The sequence below is a fragment of the Saprospira sp. CCB-QB6 genome (assembly GCF_028464065.1).
In the GTDB taxonomy this organism is placed as follows: Bacteria; Bacteroidota; Bacteroidia; order Chitinophagales; family Saprospiraceae; genus Saprospira.
The window spans coordinates 562,149-582,328 of sequence record NZ_CP116808.1; the positions used below are offsets into that span (position 1 = coordinate 562,149).

Below are 20,180 nucleotides of genomic sequence, written 5' to 3' on the forward strand. Positions count from 1 at the left end.
TCGCTAGGCCGGCTCGACCAGCTAAACAAAAAAAAGAGCTAGCAAATTGCTAGCTCTTTTTGTGCTTGGTCTATTTGGACCTATTTACTTTCTTCCTCAGAGAAAACCGCAATGACCATTTCCTCATCTTTATTCAGGCTAGCTTCTAGCACGGTGCCATCTGCCAACTGATTTTTCTGATTGAGGATAAACTCGGCTAGCGGATCCTCCAAATACTTTTGGATCGCTCTATTGAGTGGACGAGCACCAAATTGCGGATCATAACCTTTTTCCGCCAAGAAATCTTTGGCCTCATCGCTCAACTGCAATTTGAATCCTAACTCTTCTACTCGCTTATACAAGTTCTTAAGGCTCAAATCAATAATCTTAAAGATTTCTTCTTTGCCCAAAGAGTTGAAGACAATTACATCATCAATACGGTTCAAAAACTCTGGAGAGAAGGTCCGCTTCAACGCATTTTGAATCACACCTTTTGCCTCATCGGCAGCAGCTTCTTCTCTTGCTTTTGTAGAAAATCCTACTCCTGTTCCAAAATCTTTCAATCGGCGTACCCCAACATTTGAGGTCATGATGATCAAAGTGTTTTTGAAGTCTACCTTACGGCCCAAGCCATCTGTCAATTGGCCATCATCCAATACCTGCAACAAAATATTGAAGATATCGGGATGCGCTTTTTCGATCTCATCCAAAAGGACCACAGAATAAGGCTTACGGCGAACTTTTTCCGTCAATTGTCCCCCTTCTTCATAACCTACGTAGCCGGGAGGCGCTCCAATAAGACGGCTCACAGAGAATTTCTCCATGTATTCACTCATATCAATGCGGATCAAAGCATCTTCTGAGTCAAACATCTGTCTGGCCAATACTTTGGCCAACTCTGTTTTACCCACCCCAGTTGGACCGAGGAAAATAAAGGTTCCAATTGGCTTATTCGGATCTTTTAGGCCCACGCGGTTACGCTGAATGGCTTTAGTAATCTTTACAATGGCCTCATCTTGACCAATTACATTATCCTTGAGGTCTTGGCCCATGCTCAATAGCTTGACGCTTTCGCTTTCTGCTACATTGCTTACGGGAATTCCCGTCATCATAGATACTACCTCGGCAATATCCTCAATGGTAACTGGATAACGCTTGCTCTTCGATTCTTCTTCCCAATCAATACGGGCCTGATCTAGCTGACGAATCAACTTAGATTCGCTATCGCGGAAATTTGCAGCCTTTTCATATTCTTGGTCTCGAACAGCTTGGTTCTTTTCTTCTTTCACTTTTTCAATCTCGGCCTCTAGCTCCATAATATGCTTCGGCACATGGATATTTTTGAGGTGTACGCGAGCGCCCACTTCATCCATAACATCAATGGCCTTATCCGGCAAGAAACGATCAGAGATATAGCGATCAGAAAGTTTTACACAAGCCTCTAGGGTTTCATCTGTATATTCTACATGATGGAAAGCCTCGTACTTCTCCCGGATATTGCTCAAAATATGAATGGCTTCTTCTGGAGAAGGTGGCTCAATGATTACTTTTTGGAAACGACGATCTAGAGCGCCATCTTTTTCAATGTACTGACGGTACTCATCCAAAGTAGAAGCACCAATACATTGGAGTTCTCCACGGGCGAGAGCGGGCTTAAAGATATTAGAAGCATCTAGAGAGCCAGTAGCTCCACCAGCGCCTACAATCGTGTGAATTTCATCAATAAAGAGGATGACATCTCTAGATTTTTCCAGTTCTGTCATGATGGCTTTCATCCGCTCTTCAAACTGTCCGCGATATTTGGTTCCAGCTACCAATGCAGCTAGGTCCAACATCACAATGCGCTTGTCAAAAAGCGTTCTAGACACTTTGCGCTGTTGAATGCGAAGGGCCAAACCTTCTACTACAGCCGTTTTTCCCACACCAGGTTCTCCAATGAGAATAGGGTTATTCTTTTTACGGCGAGACAAAATTTGCGAAAGGCGTTCAATTTCCTTTTCGCGGCCAATAATAGGATCTAATTTATCCTCTTCTGCCAATTTGGTAATATCGCGGCCAAAATTATCGAGTACAGGCGTATGCGATTTACCTTTGGCAGCACCGCCAGCAGCGCGGCCACGGCCACCAGATCTGCCTGCTTCTTCCTCAAACTCATCCTCTCCGCCTGCGGCATCGAGTAAGTTGGGATTGCTTTCGGCCAGCAAATAATCTAATTCTGCTTTATAGCCATTATAATCAATCTCAAACTCTTGTAAAACGCGAGCAGCTAGATTTTCTGGATACTTGAGTAAAGAGAGCAAAATATGCTCGGTGCCTACCAAATCATTTTTCATGCGTTTGGCCTCCAAAAAAGTAATTTTGAGCACCTTTTCGGCTTGGCGAGTAAGGGGCAGGTTGCCTACTGTATAAGAAGGGCGTTGTCTGCTTTTTGTTTTTTGTACAGAATCTTCAATGGCTTGGCGTAATTCGGCAACGTCTACATCTAAAGATTGTAGGACGGCCACAGCCAGGCTCTGTTCATCCTGAAGGATACCGAGCAAAAGGTGTTCGGTTCCAATTTGGTCGTGTCCAAAGCGAAGGGCTTCTTCTCTAGAGAAAGAAATGACCTCTTTGACTTTGGGAGAAAAGCGATTATCAGGCATATTCAAACTAAGGTTATTTTCTAAAATCGGGTATTCAAGGGCAAATGGCCTCACTTTTATAAACGCAAGCCGCTTTAAAAAGATTTGGCCTTGTCTCTTGACTGTCCAATATTAAAGATTATTTTCTTAAATCGAAAGAATTTATTTTTATTTTAGGCCCTATACTTTTGAGGGCTTTGGTCCTTTTTTTTGCGTTTTGCAGGCCTAGCGATGTGCAGCAGTGCGGCGCAGCCGCAGACCCAGGCCGTTAGGCCGCAGGGCCGAGCGAATAGCGAGCTGCGAAACGTAGCGCCGACGAGCGCAGCGAGGCGGAGGCCCCAAAAATCAATTTAAATCAAAAAAGACAAAAAAGGGTCCACAATGGCCAAAAATGGCTAGATTTTTTATTGGAAAGGACCTAATATTGTATAGAACCAGAAAAGAAAACAGACTATGAAATACGCAGTAGAAAAGTCAGAAGAGTACGCTCTAGTCAGCCTTCAGGAAGAAAATTTGAATTCTTTGAAGGCACCTGAACTAAAATCGGAATTGATTCTGTTGAAGAATGCCGGAAACAAAAATTTGATCTTGGATTTGTCGGCAGTGAAGTATGTCGATTCGTCTGGATTGAGTGCCATTTTGACAGGCAACCGTTTGTGGACGGAAGAAGGGGGGCAGTTTGTGCTTACGGGCGTAGAGCATCCCAGTGTAAAAACCTTGATTAGCATTTCGCGCTTAGATAGCGTTTTGGATATCAAGGAGAATTTGGAACAGGCTGTAAAATGGGTGATGATGCAAGCCCTACGTTCTCAATTGGAGAACGAGACACCAGCTGAAGAAGACGAAGTATAATTATGCGTTTTGAAGTAAGCATTTTGGGCAGCAATGCGGCCCTACCTACTTATAAGAGTTTTACCTCTGCCCAATTTTTGAATATTCGGGAGCATTACTGCCTGATTGATTGTGGTGAGGGTTGTCAGATTGCCGTGCAGCGTTATCAGGTGAAGGCCTTTCAGATTAAAGATATTTTCATTAGCCATTTGCATGGAGATCATGTTTTGGGCCTAATGGGTTTATTGATGTCTTTTGGCTTGAATCAGCGACAGAAAAAGCTGCGACTTTATGGCCCAAAAGGAATTCGGGAGTGGGTGGAGGTCCAAATGCGTCTAATGAATGCTTACTTGAGTTATCCGTTGGAAATTCGGGAGTGTGATTCGGAGCAATCAGAGCTTTTACTCGACACCCCTAGTTTTCAAGTATTTAGTTTACCTTTGGCACATCGAGTGGCTTGTCAGGGTTTTTTGTTTAAGGAAAAACTAGCTTATCCGAATATGCGTAAAGATCGCATTTTGGAGTTGGGGATTCCCTACCAACAAATTCCCGCCATTAAAGCGGGAGGAGGATTTACCGATGCAGAGGGTAAATTTTGGCCACATGAAGAGCTTTGTACGCCCCCTCCCCCGCCCCGAACTTATGCCTATTGTTCGGATACTGCTTTTCATCCACCTTTGGCAGAGCTCATTCGAGGAGTAGATTTGCTTTATCATGAGGCCACTTTTTTGCACGAGCTACTGAAAAATGCTAAGAAGACGGGGCATAGCACCGCCAAACAGGCTGGAGAAATGGCCAAACTGGCTGAGGTCAAAAAGTTATTGATTGGGCATTTTTCGACCCGCTATCAAAATACAGATGAGCTTTTGCGGGAAGCGCAGAGCGAATTTGCAGAAACAGCCGCAGCCGAAGAAGGGAAAACCTATAGCATTTAAAAAATTTAGGTGATAAAAGTAAAAAGCGGATCCACTTCAGTGGATCCGCTTTTTTATGCCTTATAGCAAGATGTTTAGCTCATAAACATCATTTCGCGATATTTCAAGAACGGCCATTCTTGGTCATCAACCAAACCTTCTAAATGATCGGAAACCGTACGGATTTCATCCATCAATGGTTTCACCTCATTACAATAAGTATGGGCCATTTCTTCGGTCTCTTGAGCAGAAGCTTTAACGCGAATTTGTTTCATTGCATAAGCCTTTGTTTTTAGAGCCGAAATGCCCTCTGAAAGCTCGGCCAGCAACTCTTTTTGAGCCGCGTAGCTAGTTTCATCTAGACCCAATTGTTTGAGTTGCAAGGCATTTTGCGCCAAGCTATTTTGGTAGCGAACGGCAGCGGGAATCACTTGATTGACGACCATCTCGGCCAAAATTCTCGATTCAATTTGCAGTTGCAAAGCATAGCTTTCTAAACGGACCTCTAAATGGGCCTCCAACTCTTCTTCAGAAAGTACATTGGTGCTCGTAAATAGCGCCTTGGCTTTATCTGAAGCATAAGCAGCAAGAGCTTCTGGAGTGGTTGTGAAGTTATTCAAGCCACGGCTTTTTGCTTCCTCTTTCCATTCATCGCTATAGTTGTCGCCCTCAAAACGAATGGGCTTAGATTCTACAAGATAACGCTTAATTATTTGTAAAATAGCCGACTGCTGAGTTTGACCAGCTGCTTTTAGGGCCTCTACATCAGCATAGAATTTTTCTAGCTGCTGGCCCATAATGCTATTCATAATCGTCATTGGACCAGCACAGTTGGCCGTAGAGCCTACCATCCGAATCTCAAATTTATTGCCCGTAAAAGCAAAGGGAGAAGTTCGGTTGCGGTCTGTATTATCCTTCTCAAGATCGGGAATTTTGCTCAATAAAGAGAACACCCGATTCACTTCAGCCTCTGTGCTATCGCCTTCTTCAATGGCATCTAAAACCTTGGTCAAGGCTTCTCCAACAAAGACAGAAATAATAGCGGGAGGCGCTTCATTGGCCCCCAAACGGTGGTCATTAGACGCAGAAGCGATACTGGCTCGTAATAAGTCTGCATGCTCATAAACGGCGCGAATAGTATTGACAAAGAAGGTCAAAAACTGTAGATTTTTGCCTGGGTTTTTACCTGGAGACAAGAGGTTTTTGCCTGTATCCGTGGCAATTGACCAGTTGTTGTGCTTACCCGAGCCATTCACATTGGCATAGGGCTTCTCATGCAAAAGCACCCGCAACTTATGGCGGCGCGCAATGCGATCCATCAAATCCATCAACAATTGGTTGTGGTCTACAGCCACATTGATTTCTTCATATTGAGGCGCCAACTCATATTGAGAAGGAGCCACCTCATTGTGACGAGTGCGAACGGGAATCCCCAATTTATGGCATTCTACCTCCAAATCACGCATATAGGCATAGGCGCGCTCTGGAATAGAACCAAAATAGTGGTCATCTAATTGCTGCCCCTTGGGCGCAGAACGGCCCAAAAGGGTGCGACCCGTAAAACGCAAATCAGGACGAGCCTCATAAAGCGCTTCATCAATCAAAAAATACTCTTGTTCCCAGCCCAAAGTCGCATAGACCTTTTGTACTGCAGGGTCAAAAAGCTGACAAACCTTTACCGCCGCCTTTTCCAAGCAAGATTGCGATTTGAGTAAAGGCAATTTATAATCTAATGATTGCCCCCCATAGGTGACAAAAATAGTTGGAATACAAAGTGTCTTATCATCTCCTACTTCCAAAATAAAAGCGGGAGAACTAGGATCCCAGGCCGTATATCCACGGGCCTCAAAAGTAGAACGCAAACCTCCACCAGGGAAGCTAGAGCCATCGGGTTCTTGTTGGACAAGAGCCTCTCCTCTAAACTCTTCAATGGCTTCTCCTCGGCCATCTAAAGTAAAGAAAGAGTCGTGTTTTTCGGCCGTACGGCCAGTAAGCGGTTGAAACCAGTGCGCATAATGCGTCACGCCTTTAGAACTGGCCCAATTGCGCATTGCATCGGCAATGTGGTCGGCAGTCTCACGGTCAAGGTTCTCCCCTGATTCAATTGTTTGGATGACTTGTTTGTAAATCCGGGCTGGCAAAAATTCTTGCATGGCTTTTTTGCCAAAAACCTGGCTACCAAAATAGTCTGAAATGCGGCTGCTAGGCGTTTGTACGGGGGTGTTTTCGCGGGCTAGCAAGCTTTCTAATGCGGAAAAACGCATGGATTTACTCATAATAATAGAGTGCTAAATTTACAGGTTCAAACGGGCTCTCTTGGTCCATCGAAAATGCTTTTCTGAGTTTCTAATGGAGCTTGGGAGTAGTTCTCCCCTCATTTTTAATTAAAAGTTACTCTTTTTTATTGTTAGCTGTTTTTTCTTTTTTGGGGCCTCCGCTGCTTTGCGATGGTTACTCCCTTTGGTCGTCGAACTGCAGTCTAAAGACCTTGTCGTCCTTGCGTAGCTCGCTGCTGTTTTGGGCCTCCGCCTCGCTGCGCTCGTCGGCGCTACGTTGCGCAGCTCGCTATTACTTGCTTCGCTGCGTCGGCTCCCTTTGGTCGGGTCGCTCGGCCCTGCGGCGCTTGCAGCGCCTTGGTCTGGCCCTTTGGGCCACTGCTCCACATCGCTAGGCCAATTGGACCAACTTTGCTCGAGCAAAATAGTTGGGGCTAAATCAAGTAATTAAGATAGGAAGTTCCCTCTTAATTTTCAGCGTAAAATGGAATTTCCCTTAAAACTTCATACGCTTTTAATTTACCGTTCCAAACAAAGCCATAGTTCTGTCGTCCATTCGAGATAATCAAATAAGGCATTTGCAGGCTGCTATTGTAGCGCATAATCTGGTCCAATACCAACTCATTGAGGGCCTGCCGCGGTGCTTTAAGCTCAAAGAGCACCGAAGGCCTGCTCTCCTTATCAAATAAGAGCAAATCGGTTCGCTGCTTTTGGCCATAAACCGCCAAGCCTTTCTCAACCTGCATTTTACTAAAGGGATAGGCCTTTTCGGCTTGGAGATATTGAATCCAAAGCTGGCGCAGCCATTCTTCGGCCTGTAGGACCAGCCACTTACGGCGGACAGGATCAAAAATTTGTTTTTGCCCCTCTAGGGTTCTAATTTGTAGCTGCTCTTGGTAGGCAAGCAAAGGGACTTCTAATGCTTTCATGCTGGGCGCAGTTTTTGCAAGAATAATCGTCAATTCTAAACAACAAAGAAAAGAACTATGCAAAAATTTTTCTGGATGTTCCCCCTGCTTTTTATTGCTATTTCCTCAGTTTTGGCCCAAGAAGGCAGTTATATATATAAGGATAAGGATATAGAAATCCAACTTAATTTGAAAGAAAAAGGAAGATTTGAATATGTCCGCATTGAAAAATGGGCGAGATTAAGCGCTGAAGGCAGCTGGAAGGCCAAAGGAGACAAACTCTTTTTACAATCTGATTATCAGATTGATAGCTTTTTGGTCCAGTCTGATTCTCTAAGCCATGGACCAGAAAATTTATCGCTTTGCATCAATGCGCTTTCGGCTCAAGCCGCCCCCAAAGAAATTGGCAGCTTGATTGTAAATGATAGCTTTTATTGCCGACAGGATCAGGACAAGCTACTAGCAACAATTGAGGAAAGAGGTAAAGTTCAGCGAGCAGGAACAGCTGAAGAACGGGAAGAATTGGCCAAGACTTATGCCCCACTCTACTATAATTGCAAGCTCCCTAAAGGCGAAAACTTGGCCCAAGTAGAGCTACAAATTAACGGACAAAGCAGTTTTTTCTATCCCGAAAAAAATAAACACCACAAGCATTTTGAGTTCACCTTTCAGCTCTCCCCCTCTAAACAATATGCTTACCTTAAACCCCAAACCTGGAGCATCAAAAGACGAAAGTTGATAGATCCACAAGGACATAAGTTGAAGTAAAGAAAAAAGCAAGGCTAGGTGGCCTTGCTTTTTTTGGGCGATATTAAACAGCTCCCGCAAGCGCGCCCCCAATGGATTCCTTAGGGAATCCATTGGAGGGGCGGGTGGGCGGGGTCCTAATTAAGGATGAGGAGCGAAGCGACGAATACCGCTTTTGCGAAGGCCCGAAGGGCCGCAGGCCTAGCGATGTGCAGCAGTGGCCCAAAGGGCCAGACCAAGGCGCTGCAAGCGCCGCAGGGCCGAGCGACCTGCGAGCGGCGCAGCATAGCGGCGGCCAAGCTAGGCAAAGCCTAGCTGGCCGCGGGCCCCAAAGTCAACCTTTTTTTAAAATAGGTCGCTCTATAAAATAGTAGATGGCATAAGAAAAAAACAAGCAAAAAAGGGCTGTACCCAAGACTAGAGGCAGGCGCCAAACGCCATCAAATCGGGGAGCCAGAAGATGCAAAATAACGGAGGCGCCAATAATATTGTGGAATAAATAGAGGGGATAAGAAGCCTGCCCCAAAATGTTGGCTAGACGACTAGGGCGGTTTGGCGCCTCCAGCACTAAAAAGGCCCCTAATAAAATCCAGGGCATATCAGGCCGACGAAAACTCAGAAAGAAGAGTAAACTGCCTATAAGGAGAAGTAAAATAGTTTTGGGTACGGCAGCTTTGCGCCAATAATAATAGAGCAAGCCCAAAAGAAACAAAGGGGCATGAAAGGGAAAAAAAACGGGTGAGCTATAAAGCCAAGGGCCTAAAAAAAGCAGCAACAAAATAGGCCAAGCTTTGGGCGAAAGTGGATTTTTGATCCAGGGGTAAGTCAGGCCCAAAAACAGATAAAACTGAAACTCCACGGCCAAGGTCCAATAAACGGGATTAAGCCAAGTTTGTTCCTCTACAAAAGGAATCAAATAGCCTAGATGCAAAAATAAGCGGGGCCAGCTCCAGACAAAATTAGAGGGTGGAAAAAAGTAGGCAGCCAAAGCGGCCAAAGCCAAAGCTGTAGCTATGCTCAGTAAATAAGCGGGTTCTAAGCGGTAGAGTCGTCGTTTAAAATAATGGCCAAACTGTTGATGCGTGTAGCCGTTTTGGTCTAGGCTATAGGGTAAAATAAAGCCAGACAGCATAAAAAAGACGGGTACCCCCAGTCCACCAAAAGCAAATAGTTGATGGGCCCAACTAGAGGCAGGCAAATAGCCCTCGGAAAAGTGAAAAAGCATAACTGCAATAGCTGCTAAACCTCTTAGCCATTGGACTGGGTATAAATAGGTAGAAGCATTAGACATAAGCTGGGGCTAAATATCCTGCTCGCTGCAAAGCGCCCAAAGAGCGTAAAAAGGCGTTTTTTGTCTTCACCTCAATAATTAAATCGGGCCATTTGGGTAGGGCTTGTAGGCCTTCAAAAAAGCCTGTAAAATCTTGATTACCGTCGGTATAGGCCAGATGTTCATCTAAATCGCCATGATTGGCATGCAAATGCACATAAGCCAATTGTTCGCCTAAGCCAGCCACCCAATCTTTTAGGGGGAGCTTAGAGTGAGTGAAACAGTGCGTATGCCCAGTATCTAGGCAAGCTTTAAAATGAGGGGAATTGATAGGGGTCAAAATATCGTATAAGAGTTTGGGGCTATGCTCCCTAGTATTTTCCAACAACAATCTAATATCGTAGTCTTCGGCTGCTCGAACAATTTTTGGCCAGTACTCCAATTGTTTTTCGACAAAGATGTGGTCGTGATCTTTTGCGCGATGCGGGATATAATTGGCGTGAAAGACCAATTGGCGGGCGCCTAGGCGGTCTGCTAACTCTAAGCTTTGGAGCATTCGTTTGCGGCAGACCTCTAAAATCCAGGGATCGCGAGCAATGGGATTCATATCGAAGAATGGGCCGTGCATGCTTACTGGCCCCTTAAAATTGGAAAGTAAATTAGTTGTTTGGGTCAACAAATCGGGCAAGCGATTAGGCGACAAATAATGGGGTAAAGAAAAAGCAGAAAGCTCTACGCCTATCCCCAATTTATTGAAATGATCGGCCACTTGAGGGCTAAAATGAAGGACTGAAGCCGAAACCTGAAACTTTTGCATACAAGCCATTAAAAAATGAAAAAGGCCCAACTTTCAATCGAAAATTGGGCCAAACTTTAAATGCTTGTTCAGTTTAGTCTAGTGGTTCTAGGAGCAGGCGCAAGTCTTTAAACTGTTGTTGCTGTCCGACTTGGCGTTGGTTGCGGTACCAGATAAAGCCAATTGTTCCCATTAGGATATAAGGTAAAATTAACATGTAGAGGATACCGTCGTTTAAACCTTTGGCTTTAGTTCCCCCAGCTTTCAGGTCCGCTTCTGCTGACATTCGACACATGGGACACTGAGCAGCCAACTCCTGTTGGGGAGCTGCTACTAACAGTAAAGACAATCCTAGGCTAAACAGATAGAGATATTTTTTTATCGCTTTCATATAAGATATAGTTTAAGCGGGATAATAAGGTGCAATCATAAAATAGCAAATGACTCCAGTCACAGAAACATATAGCCAAACTGGATAGCTAAACTTTACCAATCGCTTGTGGCGCTCTACTTGTCCGGTATAGCCATACAAGAAGGCAAATAGAACCAAGGGCGCCTGAATTGCAGCCAAGGCAATATGGCTAAACAATAGTAACAAATAAATTAGTTTTTCTGTGCCTTCTCCACCAAATTTTGTATGTCCTGTAGTCACATGATAAAGCACATAAACCAATAGGAAAAGTAGTGATAATCCCATAGCGGCATAAATCATTTGGCTATGTAATTTCACGTTATGTTGCTTGGCCGCTACTAGTGCCAAAACCAGCAGAATTGCAGTTCCGCCATTTAAGATGGCGTTAATTGCAGGTAGCCAATACACATTAAATGGAAAATTGACCTCAATTTTCACAGAGAACAGCAGGGCCACCACCAAAGGCAATACCACAGAAATAATTGTGATAATTAGATTTAGCTTTTTGTGGTTCTTTACTCCTGCTCCCTGTTCGTCTAAGATAGGTTCACTCATAATTTGTTAAATTTATAGAAGATAAAGGCTATTGATAAAGCTCCTGTTCTCCCTGATAACGTAATTTTTTTCGGTCCTTTTTAGCGGGTAATAAGAGGGCGATATGCTCCATCATCCGGTTGATTTCCTCTGGTTTTAAGGCATTATAATGCATGGCCAGGGTTTGGTCCATAGAGACTAAAGTTAAAGTATGTCCTAAGGTATCTTGGCCCAACTTGCAATTTTCTACAGCCAAGTTGAGTATCTTATCGGGCCGTCCTTTGAGGGTTTGCCAGTTATTGTCTGGCAGTTCATTTTTGGCCCAAAACTGTTTCAGCATTTTCAGACTATCTGCACCAACGGGTAAACTCAGCAAGCGCAAACGCTTAGTGGTTTTTTTACTGTACTCGGTTTGTACCCGCAGCATTTCTGACCATACTTTTTCATTCTCGGCATCTCCATCCTTATAAAAATTAAGCAGTAATACCCGGCCCTCATACTTATTTAAGGGATAGGCCTCTCCGGCAGTATCCTGCAAATGGATATTCTCCAACTTAATGGAGTCTGCCAAATAGTGCATTTGCGCTTTACGCTCCTTATAATTCATCAAACCTGCTCTCGACATATATACTGCCGCCAAGGGAAATACGATCATCACAAATACTAAAGGCAAAGCAATTAGCGCATTTTTTACTTTTGATTTAGCCATAAGTTCTTTATATAGTCTATAATTTTGTTTTCTTTAACAAAACAGCTTTTTCCCTTTTGGGTTTGCTTACTGTTCATTTTAGGCCACAAAAGTAGTTATTTTTTTGCGCTTCTCTCAAGAACTTTTCAAAAACAACGGGCTATGATCTGAAGAATTGGCCCAACTACATTTTATAAAAAAGCGCAGGAATACTTAGGTCCAGTTATACGTTCTACAGGCCCGAAGGGCCGCAGGCTGAGGGATGGACAGCAGGGCGGCAAAGCCGCAGACCCAGCAAAATGAGCGTAGCGAAATTTTGCGCAGGGCCGAGCGAATAGCGAGCTGCGAGACAGCCCGACCCGAGCGAAGCGAGGGGCAGCCCCAAATCTTAATAATTATAGGCCAAAACGAGTCGGAGGTTCCAGCCTAAAAACTGCTGGCTCAAGTCATTTTGTTGTACGTTTATAGTCCCTACCCTGGGATTATAGCCACCGATTAGGTAAAGGGATAAGTGCTTAAACTGATGGCTATAGCTGAGTTGGCCGCCTCTTTTCCCCTGAAAACCGCTAATGTAAATTAGGGATAATTGGTCGTAGAGGCTAAGGGGGTAGCTCGCCTGAAAGGCGAAGGTATGTCCAGCCAAAGGCCGCTGAAACAGGCTAATTCCGTAGCCTAAAAATAGATATTCGGCGCTACAATTGAGGCCATTGCCCCAAGCGAAGGTATAATCTAGACCTAGGTTGAGTTGTTGCACAGCTCGGTAAGGGCCAAGTGCCTTCATGCGATAGACCTGTACGGCTTCCAACCAGAGGCCGATCCCCAAATCCCATTTACCGTCTAGGCTCCAGCGATGTTCAGGCAGGGCCCCCATATTGGGCAGATAGGCCAAGCTGCTATCCGACTTCACCCAGCGGTAGTGGTAGCTCAGGGCCAGTTCTCCTTTGGGTAAAGGATACTGAAATCGGCCGCCCAATTCGGGTAAATTGGCCTGAGTGGATAATAAATCAAAACCTCTTCTTTGCTGATTACCATAGAGGGCCCAAAACCAAATATTGGCGTTTTGTTTAAAGTAATATCGGCCCAAAAAGGCATAAACGCCATTGGTCAAGGCGAGGGGGTCTCTTGGGTCAATTTGATGAAACCACTGCAAAGGGCGTAGCAATTGTGCGCTGCCAAAATCTATTTTTTGCAGGCCTAAGCGCAGTTCTAATCGGGGTCTTGTATAGCGCAACCAAAAGCGGTAAGGGCGAAGATTTGTCTCAAAAGCCCCCCCCAAATAACTTGCGGAAGCGGATACGTTCAAGGCTACATCAAAGCTAATGGCCTGCTGGCTGCTGTCCCAACTACGACTAGCAAAATAATTGGGTAAATAGCGCAGGCCCGAAAAGTGAGCGGTTCCTTGTTGGGGCGACCAAGCCTGCACGCCAGATATTTGGCCAGAAAAACGCTGTTGAAAAGGCTGTTCTTGAGCGAGTAAAAGAAAAGGTAAACAGAGGAGGATTAAAAGTAGTCGCATGCCTGATTTTCTGGTTTAATAAGTGGAATAAAAAAGGCCCGCTAGCAAATTGCTAGCGGGCCTTTGGCTTAGGCCAAGGGGTCTAGTTGGCCAATTTGACGGCCTGGCTAACAGGAATTTTATTTCCATCTTTAAAAGCCACGATAAAGGATTTGAGTCCTTTTTGTTTTACTTCGGTATCGGCTTTACGGGCATCATCAATATTGCTATAGCCCCCCAAATAGAAATAAGTCAATCCATTGTTGGGATTAAGCTGGCGCTCAATTCGTCCAATCTGACTTAAATCGGGATAATTGGCGGCAGAGGCATCTTTATAAGCGCCTAGCTGCACTTTAAACTCTAAAGGACGCTCCGCAGGTAAAAGGCTGGCCCCTCCACGAGCAGTAGTTCCCTCAGGCAGTTGGTTATCTGCATAACTATTTCTGGGGTCTTCTACAATTGGAGGCAATTCCTCTTTGTTGGTATTGTTTGCAGGCTTTTCTTCGACTGCTGGAGGATTCACTTCAGCCACTTCCTTTTTCAAAGGGAAGACCACTTGCATATTGTTAGTCATGCGCTCAGCTGCAGTGCGATTACTCAAGGCTTCGGTTTTCAAGAAAGACTTGTTGAGGCCTTTAATGCCTTGTACTTTGGCCAATACCTCATCGGCATGAGCCTTATCGGCAAAAACACCTAAGCGATAGATTTTTGCTTCTCCATTTTTGTAGGGAGCCGTGAGAAGGTTGGCATATTGGCCCAACTCCTTTTGTAGCTCTTTGTCCATAGATTTAAATACGCCAACTTGCACCAAATAGCCTTTGTCTGGCATTAGCGCCTGTGGTAACTCATTGGCTCTGCGGAATTGATTGGGCAAAGCCTCTTCTTGTGTTCCAGAACGGCCCATAAACTGTCCATCATTATTGACTAAAGCCAAACCATTGGTTGCTGAAGGCTGAATGGCCTTGCTACCCAAAAGTGTTCGCTTTTGGCCATCTCCCGTAAATACTTCCATGATGTCGTTTTGGTAACCCGCAGCAGAAAAGCGAATCTCATACTGAGACTGTGGCTCCAAAATCAACGCATATTCTCCATATTTAGAGGTTTGTTTTTTATACTCTACCCCTGTTTTCAGGTGGCGAACATATACCCAAACATCAGCCAAACGTCTTTTGCTTACAGCATCGGTCACTACTCCAATATAAGCATTATCCGCACAAGGGATTTGCTTGCCCGCATAAGGATTATTGTTGGTATTCTGATTATTGGTTGTAGATGAATTGTTGCTGCCTCCTGTATTATTATTCGTTGGCGCTACATAACCCTCATTATTGCTCGTGCCTTTATTGTCATCAGTGCTAGGTGGATTGACCACATAGTCATTGATGTCATCCTTAGACATATTGCTTCCATTCCCTTCTCCCCCATTTACATTGTCTGCAATTTCTTCTAGGGTATTGAGTTGATCTTCTTGCTCTTTGGTAAGGCCCGACTGCCCTTCTGGATTCTTTACAACATAGTCTTCTTCCTGACTAGAAATTAAAGGCATCCCTTCTACATTTCCCTGCAAATAAGCAGAGTAAATGTCATAATCGCCCTGTCCACCTTCACGATTAGAGGCCAGATAACCCATATTTTTCTCCGGCTCAAAGATAAAGTAAACATCATCTTGGCTAGAGTTGAGGTTAGGCCCCATGTTCCGCACTTTTTTCCAGCTACCCGCTACATTCTCCGCTCGATAAACATCAAAACCACCAAAACCAGGCTTTCCATCAGAAGAGAAGTACAAAATGCCCTTGCTATCTACAAAGGGAGAAATCTCATCCCGAATGCTATTGACATTGGGACCCAAATTCTGCGGAGTAGTCCAACGCCCCTCTTTAAAATAACTTACATATAGGTCAAAACCACCATAGCTACCCGGCAAGCCCTTGGCCGCAAAGTACAAGGTTTTGCCCCCATCAGATAAGGCAGGAAAAGCCGACTGATTGGCATAATGCGGAAATTCTGTGGGATCTTCTGGCGGAATACTTGCCAAGGGTGCATTATAGTAACCCATCTTAAAGCTACTGCTGCCCCCTCCCAAAGCCATCGGGTGACGCACCGCAGCAGAAAAGTTATTCCCACTCACAAAGGTCAACCCATTGAGGCTACTCACAGGAGAAAGCTTATAACGGTTGGTAAAATCCATATTCCCCTTGGGAAATACTGTCTCCGCATTCTTCAAATCTCGGTTGTTCTGACGATCGGCCTGATACAAATAATCTTCATTGGCATCAGAATACCCACCAATCCCCATTGGATCTTGCACAATACGCTTAGACGCAAAGTAAATCTGGTCTCCAGCAAATACCGGATTAAAATCCGCTGCCGAAGTGTTGACCGCTGTCTCATTGCGAACATCAAAAACTGGACGCTTCCCTTGATGCTTCAACGCAAAATCACAAGAAGCAATATAAGCATCTAACAAAGGTAAAGCCGCATAATTGCCCGCCATATCCGGGTGCTTTTTGGCCTTTTCATGCACCTCCTTGGCCTTCTGATAACGCCCATCCATCTGCAAGGCATAAGCATACCAAAAATATAGATCGACTCCCGCATTGGGCGACTCGATCAAGCTGCCATAATACTGGGCAGCCTTTTTTGGACGATTCGTTTGCAGATACAACTCTGCCATCTTCAATTGTAAATTCTTGTCTGTGGGGGTCTGGCTAAGGGCCTGTTCATAATAGAATAGGGCCGAATCTACCTTCTGCTCGTTATAGAGGGCTCCCGCACGCTCCAAGGCCGTCTGTTGGGCCGATAGAGAAATGCCAAAGCAAGTAGACAGTGCCAACAATACGGTTCGCTTAAATGTCATGGCTATTGCGTTATGATAATAATAATGTAGGTCGTTCTGGGCCAAAAGCTAGGCCAATTTTCAACAGCAGGATAAGGATAGCTTTAATCAGGAAGTTCCCTATTTTGATTTGGGGCTGCCCCTCGCTTCGCTCAGGTCGGGCTGTTTCGCAGCTCGCTATTCGCTCGGCCCTGCGGCGCTAAAGCGCCTTGGTCTGCCGCCTAAGGCGGCCCTGCTGTCCATCCCTCAGCCAATTGGCTCCCTGCGGTCGCCAATTCCTGCAGACAAAAAACGCCTTTCTCCTCTTTTTTTTAGAAGATTACTGACAATTTTACTAAAAAAAGCTGGGAATGCCCATCTTTGCGCCCAAGAGCTCTAATAGAAACGCTAGTTTAATAGAACTCATCTACAAAAAAAATATAATGATTAGTTTAGAAAATATAAAAGTTTTAGACCTCTCTTCTGTTTTGGCCGGCCCCTCTGTCGGGATGTTCTTTGCCGAACTAGGCGCCGATGTCCTCAAAATCGAAACCCCAAAGGGCGATGTCACCAGAAGCTGGAAACTAGAACAAGAAGACCCCAATAGCCCCCGCTCAGCCTACTTCGCTTCGGTCAACTGGGGCAAGGAAATCCTCCCTCTCGACCTTAAAGATGAAGATGAACGCCAAGTGGTGTATCACCTAGCCGAAGAAGCCGATATTGTAATCACTAATTTTAAAGCCGGCGATGCCGAAAAACTAGGTGTCGATTATAATATCCTCTCTCAAATTAACCCCATGCTGATCTATGGGGCCATTAACGGCTTTGGCGAAGGAGCCAAACGCCCCGCCTTTGACCTAGTCCTTCAAGCCGAAACAGGCTTTATGTATATGAATGGCCAAAGCGATGGCCCCGCTACTAAAATGCCCGTCGCCCTTATTGATGTGCTCGCCGCTCACCAACTTAAAGAAGGGATTTTGCTAGCCCTCTGGCGCCGAGAAAGAGAACATAAGGGCGCCTATGTCAGCGTTTCCCTTTTTGATGCAGCTATTGCCGCCTTAGCCAACCAAGCTAGCAACTACCTAATGCTAAACCATCTGCCCCAACGCATGGGCTCTCTGCATCCCAATATTGCCCCCTATGGCGAACAGTTTAAAACAGAAGACAACCAATTAGTCGTTACCGCTATTGGCAGCAACCGACAGTTTTTGGCCCTCTGCCAACTCATCGGAGAAGAGCAGCTGGCCAAAGATCCTCGTTTCCTAGAGAATCAAAACCGCCTGCAAAACCGCTCTGCCCTAGCCGAACTACTGGCCGAAGCCATTGGCAAATGGGAGAGCCAAGAGCTATTAGAAGGTGCTCTAGAGACCAATGTCCCGCTTGGCCTTGTCCGAAATATGGCCCAAGTATTTGAACAAGAAGCCGCCCAAGCCCTTATTCTAGAAGAAGAACCCGACGGCCAAAGCACTAAAGCAGTGCGCACGGCTGTCTTTAAGATTAAAGATTGATGTTTAAGAAATTTTGGTCCAAAAAAACAAAGCCCGAAAAAGCCGCTGCCCCCGAAACTCCTCCCCTAGAGGAAGTTTCTCCGCCGCCAATAGAAGAGGAAATCCTTAGCCCACCCGATCCCCAAGCCTTTGAAGAGGATTGCCAGCGGCTCATTTCTCGCTATTTGGGCTTTCCGGCCCAAGGCCTAGAACTAGAATGGAAAGCAGAACAGGGACTCCCTCAATCCTTTGCCCAAGCCTATCCCGCGGCCTTTAAAGATTGGCTAGCCGTAGATGCCCCTTGGGACAAACGCACGGTAGTTTATGCCCTTCTAGATCGTTTGCTGGGCGCTCAACTAGCCCCCTGGCAAAAGCTGCACCGCCTTATTGATGATCGCTTGGCCCAAACAGCCCTCAAAGAGAAGAATGAAACGCCCTCTGCTGACTTTTTGGCTCAGCAGGCTCGACTCTATTTTGTATTGGACCAAAATGAAAAGGCCCTTGAGCTTTTGACCCAAGCCCTAAAACAAGAGCCTTTGCTCAAAGCCGCCCAGCTCCAACAGGCCGAAATCTGGCTTTGGCAAGGAGAGGTCCAAAAAGCCCAGCCCATTTATCAACGCTTTTTACAAGAGCTGGCCCAAGGCCAACAACAACTCCCCTTTGAGCAATTGTTTTCTTTGGCCCAAGGCGGTTTACAGGCCCCTATTTATGCCATTTCCTTTTTGCAAAAAAGCGCCAATCTAAAACATTGGGAACAATATGCCGAGGAGTTTTATTGGAGCCCTCACTATAGAATGCAGCACGCCCTCCAACTCATCCAAGCCGAGCAATTTGCCTATGGCCTCAGCAAATTGTTGGCCCTGACCAAAGAGATGCCCTGGTTTAAGCAGGCCGTGCTAGCCGCCCATCAATTTATTATGCAAACCAAAGGCTATGAAGTCTTTGCCGAAGATATGAGCCGCCTCTCTAAGCTAATGATGGAAAATGATTGGTCCTATTAAACGGCTCTACAGGCCCGATAGGGCCGCAGGCTGAGCTGCCTGGCGGGTGGCCCGAAGGGCCAGACCGAGCCGCCAAAGGCGCCGCAGGGCCGAGCGAACAGCGAGCTGCGAAACAGCCCGACCCGACCAAAGGGAGGGGCAGCCCCAAAAAAAAATCATCTAGTCTAAAAAAATCAAAGGCCAGCTCTTGAGGAAGAGCTGGCCTTTTTGTTTAGGCGGCTTGTTTTTTAGATTTGAGGTAGTAGACGATGCCACCCCCAACCAGCAAAATAGTGATTAAAAGGGCGATCCAGTTGTGTAGAATTAGGGAGATGAGGATCGTGATGCTGCTCAATATGGCCGAGATGAGGAAAGAGGCCGCCCCCGCCATAAAGCGAGTGACTCGGCCCGCAATAGGCACAATATCGAGAAAAACCGAGATGGGCGCATAGATCATGGATAGGCCCATCCACATTAGGAAAAAGCCTAGTCCTCGAAGGATCCAGCGCGTGGTATTATGTTCCGTTTGGAGGTAGTTAATGGCTTCGGTTTTATCGCCTTTTAGGGCACGGTAAAAGCCCATTACTCGATCATTGTTGAAAGGGGCCAAGCGATTAGTGGCCGAATAGGCTGCAAAAAGTGTCATGCGGGGACTGGGATTGGGCAGAGCCTCATAGCTAATGCGGAGATCGCCTATCTGAGGGTTTTCTAGACTCCCTTGGCCCGAAAACAAATAGTGGTCACTGGCCCAAACTACCTCATTTTGGTCCTTGAGCAGGCTTTGACTGAGGTGGAGCAGCTCGGCGCTTAGGCTGAGGTCCTCCGTTTGTTCCAGCTGAAAACCCTCTAGTTCTATTTGATTGGCCTTTTGCTCCTTTTCTCTGATGCGCATGCTAGGGTTATGATAACCATCTACCTTAAAATTGCTAGAGTTTTCTGGGCTAGAGGTCCACTCTTTTCGATAATTATAATCTGTGGTGGTCGTCTCCGAACCTCCAATATTTTTCTTGGTTTTGCTATCCTTATCTTCCTTCCAAGCATAGATTTCTACCCGTCTATTCAGATAAATATAGTTGCCAGCTTTGAGGTAGTCATCGCCTAAGGAAGAGGAGGATTTCAGTGCGCCAGTTAAGGCAATGAGTTGGCCCGCCTCTGCGCTTCCTCCCGCGCTTATTTCTTGAGCCGTTTTGGCCACTTTAGCTAGGTTAACTCGGCCCTCATTCCAAAAGAGTAGAAAAAAGGAGCCTAGAAAAAAGAGAAAGCCAAACAAGACACCGACAAAGGAGTTGATGATGCGGCTAAACCAGCTTTTGTGTGTTACTTCTCGGTAAGACATAATTTCAATTTCATTAGGGTTATCGATCAGAGACAACCTTAAAATAGTTGCTTTATTTATAAAAAATAAGCGGATTCCTTTATTTTATTAG

Annotated in this window: 16 protein-coding genes; 5 read left to right on the forward strand and 11 right to left on the reverse strand. The window is 45.5% G+C overall.

Annotated features, from left to right (window positions below; genetic code table 11):
* Positions 1–80: 80 nt before the first annotated feature.
* Positions 81–2,621 carry an ATP-dependent Clp protease ATP-binding subunit gene (locus PPO43_RS02095; protein ID WP_272620137.1) on the reverse strand — a complete coding sequence of 847 codons (2,541 nt, stop codon included), beginning with the start codon at positions 2,619–2,621 and terminating at the stop codon, positions 81–83.
* A 432-nt stretch (positions 2,622–3,053) separates the two neighbouring features.
* On the opposite strand from PPO43_RS02095, the gene PPO43_RS02100 reads away from it, so the two are divergent.
* Positions 3,054–3,452: an STAS domain-containing protein gene (locus PPO43_RS02100; RefSeq protein WP_272620138.1), complete on the forward strand. Its 399-nt coding sequence runs from the start codon at positions 3,054–3,056 to the stop codon at positions 3,450–3,452.
* Between the two features lie 2 nt (positions 3,453–3,454).
* Positions 3,455–4,366 carry a ribonuclease Z gene (locus tag PPO43_RS02105; protein WP_272620139.1) on the forward strand — a complete coding sequence of 304 codons (912 nt, stop codon included), beginning with the start codon at positions 3,455–3,457 and terminating at the stop codon, positions 4,364–4,366.
* 74 nt (positions 4,367–4,440) lie between these two features.
* On the opposite strand, the gene PPO43_RS02110 is transcribed toward PPO43_RS02105, so the two are convergent.
* Positions 4,441–6,609 (reverse strand): glutamine synthetase III family protein, encoded by a 2,169-nt coding sequence (locus PPO43_RS02110; protein WP_442985469.1) that lies wholly within the window; start codon positions 6,607–6,609, stop codon positions 4,441–4,443.
* 479 nt (positions 6,610–7,088) lie between these two features.
* Positions 7,089–7,550, reverse strand: coding sequence for a type I restriction enzyme HsdR N-terminal domain-containing protein (locus PPO43_RS02115; protein ID WP_272620141.1), 462 nt, complete (start codon positions 7,548–7,550; stop codon positions 7,089–7,091).
* 57 nt (positions 7,551–7,607) lie between these two features.
* Here PPO43_RS02115 and PPO43_RS02120 point away from each other — a divergent pair, with 57 nt between their 5' ends.
* The gene (locus PPO43_RS02120; protein ID WP_272620142.1) at positions 7,608–8,297 is read left to right on the forward strand and encodes a hypothetical protein; all 690 of its coding nucleotides are present in this window, start codon (positions 7,608–7,610) and stop codon (positions 8,295–8,297) included.
* Positions 8,298–8,610: 313 nt separating this feature from the next.
* Here PPO43_RS02120 and PPO43_RS02125 read toward each other — a convergent pair whose 3' ends face one another.
* The 7 genes from PPO43_RS02125 to PPO43_RS02155 all read right to left on the reverse strand — a co-directional run bounded on the left by PPO43_RS02125 (position 8,611) and on the right by PPO43_RS02155 (position 16,373).
* Positions 8,611–9,567, reverse strand: coding sequence for an acyltransferase family protein (locus PPO43_RS02125; RefSeq protein WP_272620143.1), 957 nt, complete (start codon positions 9,565–9,567; stop codon positions 8,611–8,613).
* Positions 9,560–10,363, reverse strand: a complete 804-nt coding sequence (locus tag PPO43_RS02130) for a sugar phosphate isomerase/epimerase family protein (protein WP_272620144.1) — start codon at positions 10,361–10,363, stop codon at positions 9,560–9,562. Before PPO43_RS02130 ends, PPO43_RS02125 begins: the two co-directional genes overlap by 8 nt.
* Before the next feature lie 73 nt (positions 10,364–10,436).
* Positions 10,437–10,733, reverse strand: coding sequence for a hypothetical protein (locus PPO43_RS02135; RefSeq protein WP_272620145.1), 297 nt, complete (start codon positions 10,731–10,733; stop codon positions 10,437–10,439).
* A 12-nt stretch (positions 10,734–10,745) separates the two neighbouring features.
* Positions 10,746–11,309: a DUF420 domain-containing protein gene (locus tag PPO43_RS02140; RefSeq protein WP_272620146.1), complete on the reverse strand. Its 564-nt coding sequence runs from the start codon at positions 11,307–11,309 to the stop codon at positions 10,746–10,748.
* Between the two features lie 28 nt (positions 11,310–11,337).
* On the reverse strand, positions 11,338–11,997 hold the full coding sequence (locus PPO43_RS02145; protein WP_272620147.1) for an AhpC/TSA family protein: 660 nt from the start codon (positions 11,995–11,997) through the stop codon (positions 11,338–11,340).
* Positions 11,998–12,364: 367 nt separating this feature from the next.
* Positions 12,365–13,492 carry a hypothetical protein gene (locus PPO43_RS02150; protein WP_272620148.1) on the reverse strand — a complete coding sequence of 376 codons (1,128 nt, stop codon included), beginning with the start codon at positions 13,490–13,492 and terminating at the stop codon, positions 12,365–12,367.
* Between the two features lie 82 nt (positions 13,493–13,574).
* Positions 13,575–16,373 (reverse strand): tetratricopeptide repeat protein, encoded by a 2,799-nt coding sequence (locus PPO43_RS02155; protein WP_272620149.1) that lies wholly within the window; start codon positions 16,371–16,373, stop codon positions 13,575–13,577.
* Between the two features lie 356 nt (positions 16,374–16,729).
* Here PPO43_RS02155 and PPO43_RS02160 point away from each other — a divergent pair, with 356 nt between their 5' ends.
* Together PPO43_RS02160 and PPO43_RS02165 are read left to right on the forward strand one after the other, a co-directional pair.
* Complete coding sequence (locus PPO43_RS02160) at positions 16,730–17,794, forward strand: CaiB/BaiF CoA transferase family protein (RefSeq protein WP_272620150.1); 1,065 nt, start codon at positions 16,730–16,732, stop codon at positions 17,792–17,794.
* Positions 17,794–18,774, forward strand: coding sequence for a tetratricopeptide repeat protein (locus tag PPO43_RS02165; protein WP_272620151.1), 981 nt, complete (start codon positions 17,794–17,796; stop codon positions 18,772–18,774). Before PPO43_RS02160 ends, PPO43_RS02165 begins: the two co-directional genes overlap by 1 nt.
* A 211-nt stretch (positions 18,775–18,985) precedes the next feature.
* On the opposite strand, the gene PPO43_RS02170 is transcribed toward PPO43_RS02165, so the two are convergent.
* Complete coding sequence (locus PPO43_RS02170; RefSeq protein ID WP_272620152.1) at positions 18,986–20,089, reverse strand: TMEM43 family protein; 1,104 nt, start codon at positions 20,087–20,089, stop codon at positions 18,986–18,988.
* Positions 20,090–20,180: the final 91 nt, after the last annotated feature.

What these genes read in the sequence shown, in the direction of transcription:
- PPO43_RS02170 (WP_272620152.1), bottom strand. Translation starts at nt 20,089, where the DNA reads ATGTCTTACCGAGAAGTAACACACAAAAGCTGGTTTAGCCGCATCATC.
- PPO43_RS02115 (WP_272620141.1), bottom strand. Translation starts at nt 7,550, where the DNA reads ATGAAAGCATTAGAAGTCCCTTTGCTTGCCTACCAAGAGCAGCTACAA.
- PPO43_RS02140 (WP_272620146.1), bottom strand. Translation starts at nt 11,309, where the DNA reads ATGAGTGAACCTATCTTAGACGAACAGGGAGCAGGAGTAAAGAACCAC.
- PPO43_RS02165 (WP_272620151.1), top strand. Translation starts at nt 17,794, where the DNA reads ATGTTTAAGAAATTTTGGTCCAAAAAAACAAAGCCCGAAAAAGCCGCT.
- PPO43_RS02135 (WP_272620145.1), bottom strand. Translation starts at nt 10,733, where the DNA reads ATGAAAGCGATAAAAAAATATCTCTATCTGTTTAGCCTAGGATTGTCT.
- PPO43_RS02120 (WP_272620142.1), top strand. Translation starts at nt 7,608, where the DNA reads ATGCAAAAATTTTTCTGGATGTTCCCCCTGCTTTTTATTGCTATTTCC.
- PPO43_RS02125 (WP_272620143.1), bottom strand. Translation starts at nt 9,567, where the DNA reads ATGTCTAATGCTTCTACCTATTTATACCCAGTCCAATGGCTAAGAGGT.
- PPO43_RS02110 (WP_442985469.1), bottom strand. Translation starts at nt 6,609, where the DNA reads ATGCGTTTTTCCGCATTAGAAAGCTTGCTAGCCCGCGAAAACACCCCC.
- PPO43_RS02095 (WP_272620137.1), bottom strand. Translation starts at nt 2,621, where the DNA reads ATGCCTGATAATCGCTTTTCTCCCAAAGTCAAAGAGGTCATTTCTTTC.
- PPO43_RS02150 (WP_272620148.1), bottom strand. Translation starts at nt 13,492, where the DNA reads ATGCGACTACTTTTAATCCTCCTCTGTTTACCTTTTCTTTTACTCGCT.
- PPO43_RS02100 (WP_272620138.1), top strand. Translation starts at nt 3,054, where the DNA reads ATGAAATACGCAGTAGAAAAGTCAGAAGAGTACGCTCTAGTCAGCCTT.
- PPO43_RS02160 (WP_272620150.1), top strand. Translation starts at nt 16,730, where the DNA reads ATGATTAGTTTAGAAAATATAAAAGTTTTAGACCTCTCTTCTGTTTTG.
- PPO43_RS02130 (WP_272620144.1), bottom strand. Translation starts at nt 10,363, where the DNA reads ATGCAAAAGTTTCAGGTTTCGGCTTCAGTCCTTCATTTTAGCCCTCAA.
- PPO43_RS02105 (WP_272620139.1), top strand. Translation starts at nt 3,455, where the DNA reads ATGCGTTTTGAAGTAAGCATTTTGGGCAGCAATGCGGCCCTACCTACT.
- PPO43_RS02145 (WP_272620147.1), bottom strand. Translation starts at nt 11,997, where the DNA reads ATGGCTAAATCAAAAGTAAAAAATGCGCTAATTGCTTTGCCTTTAGTA.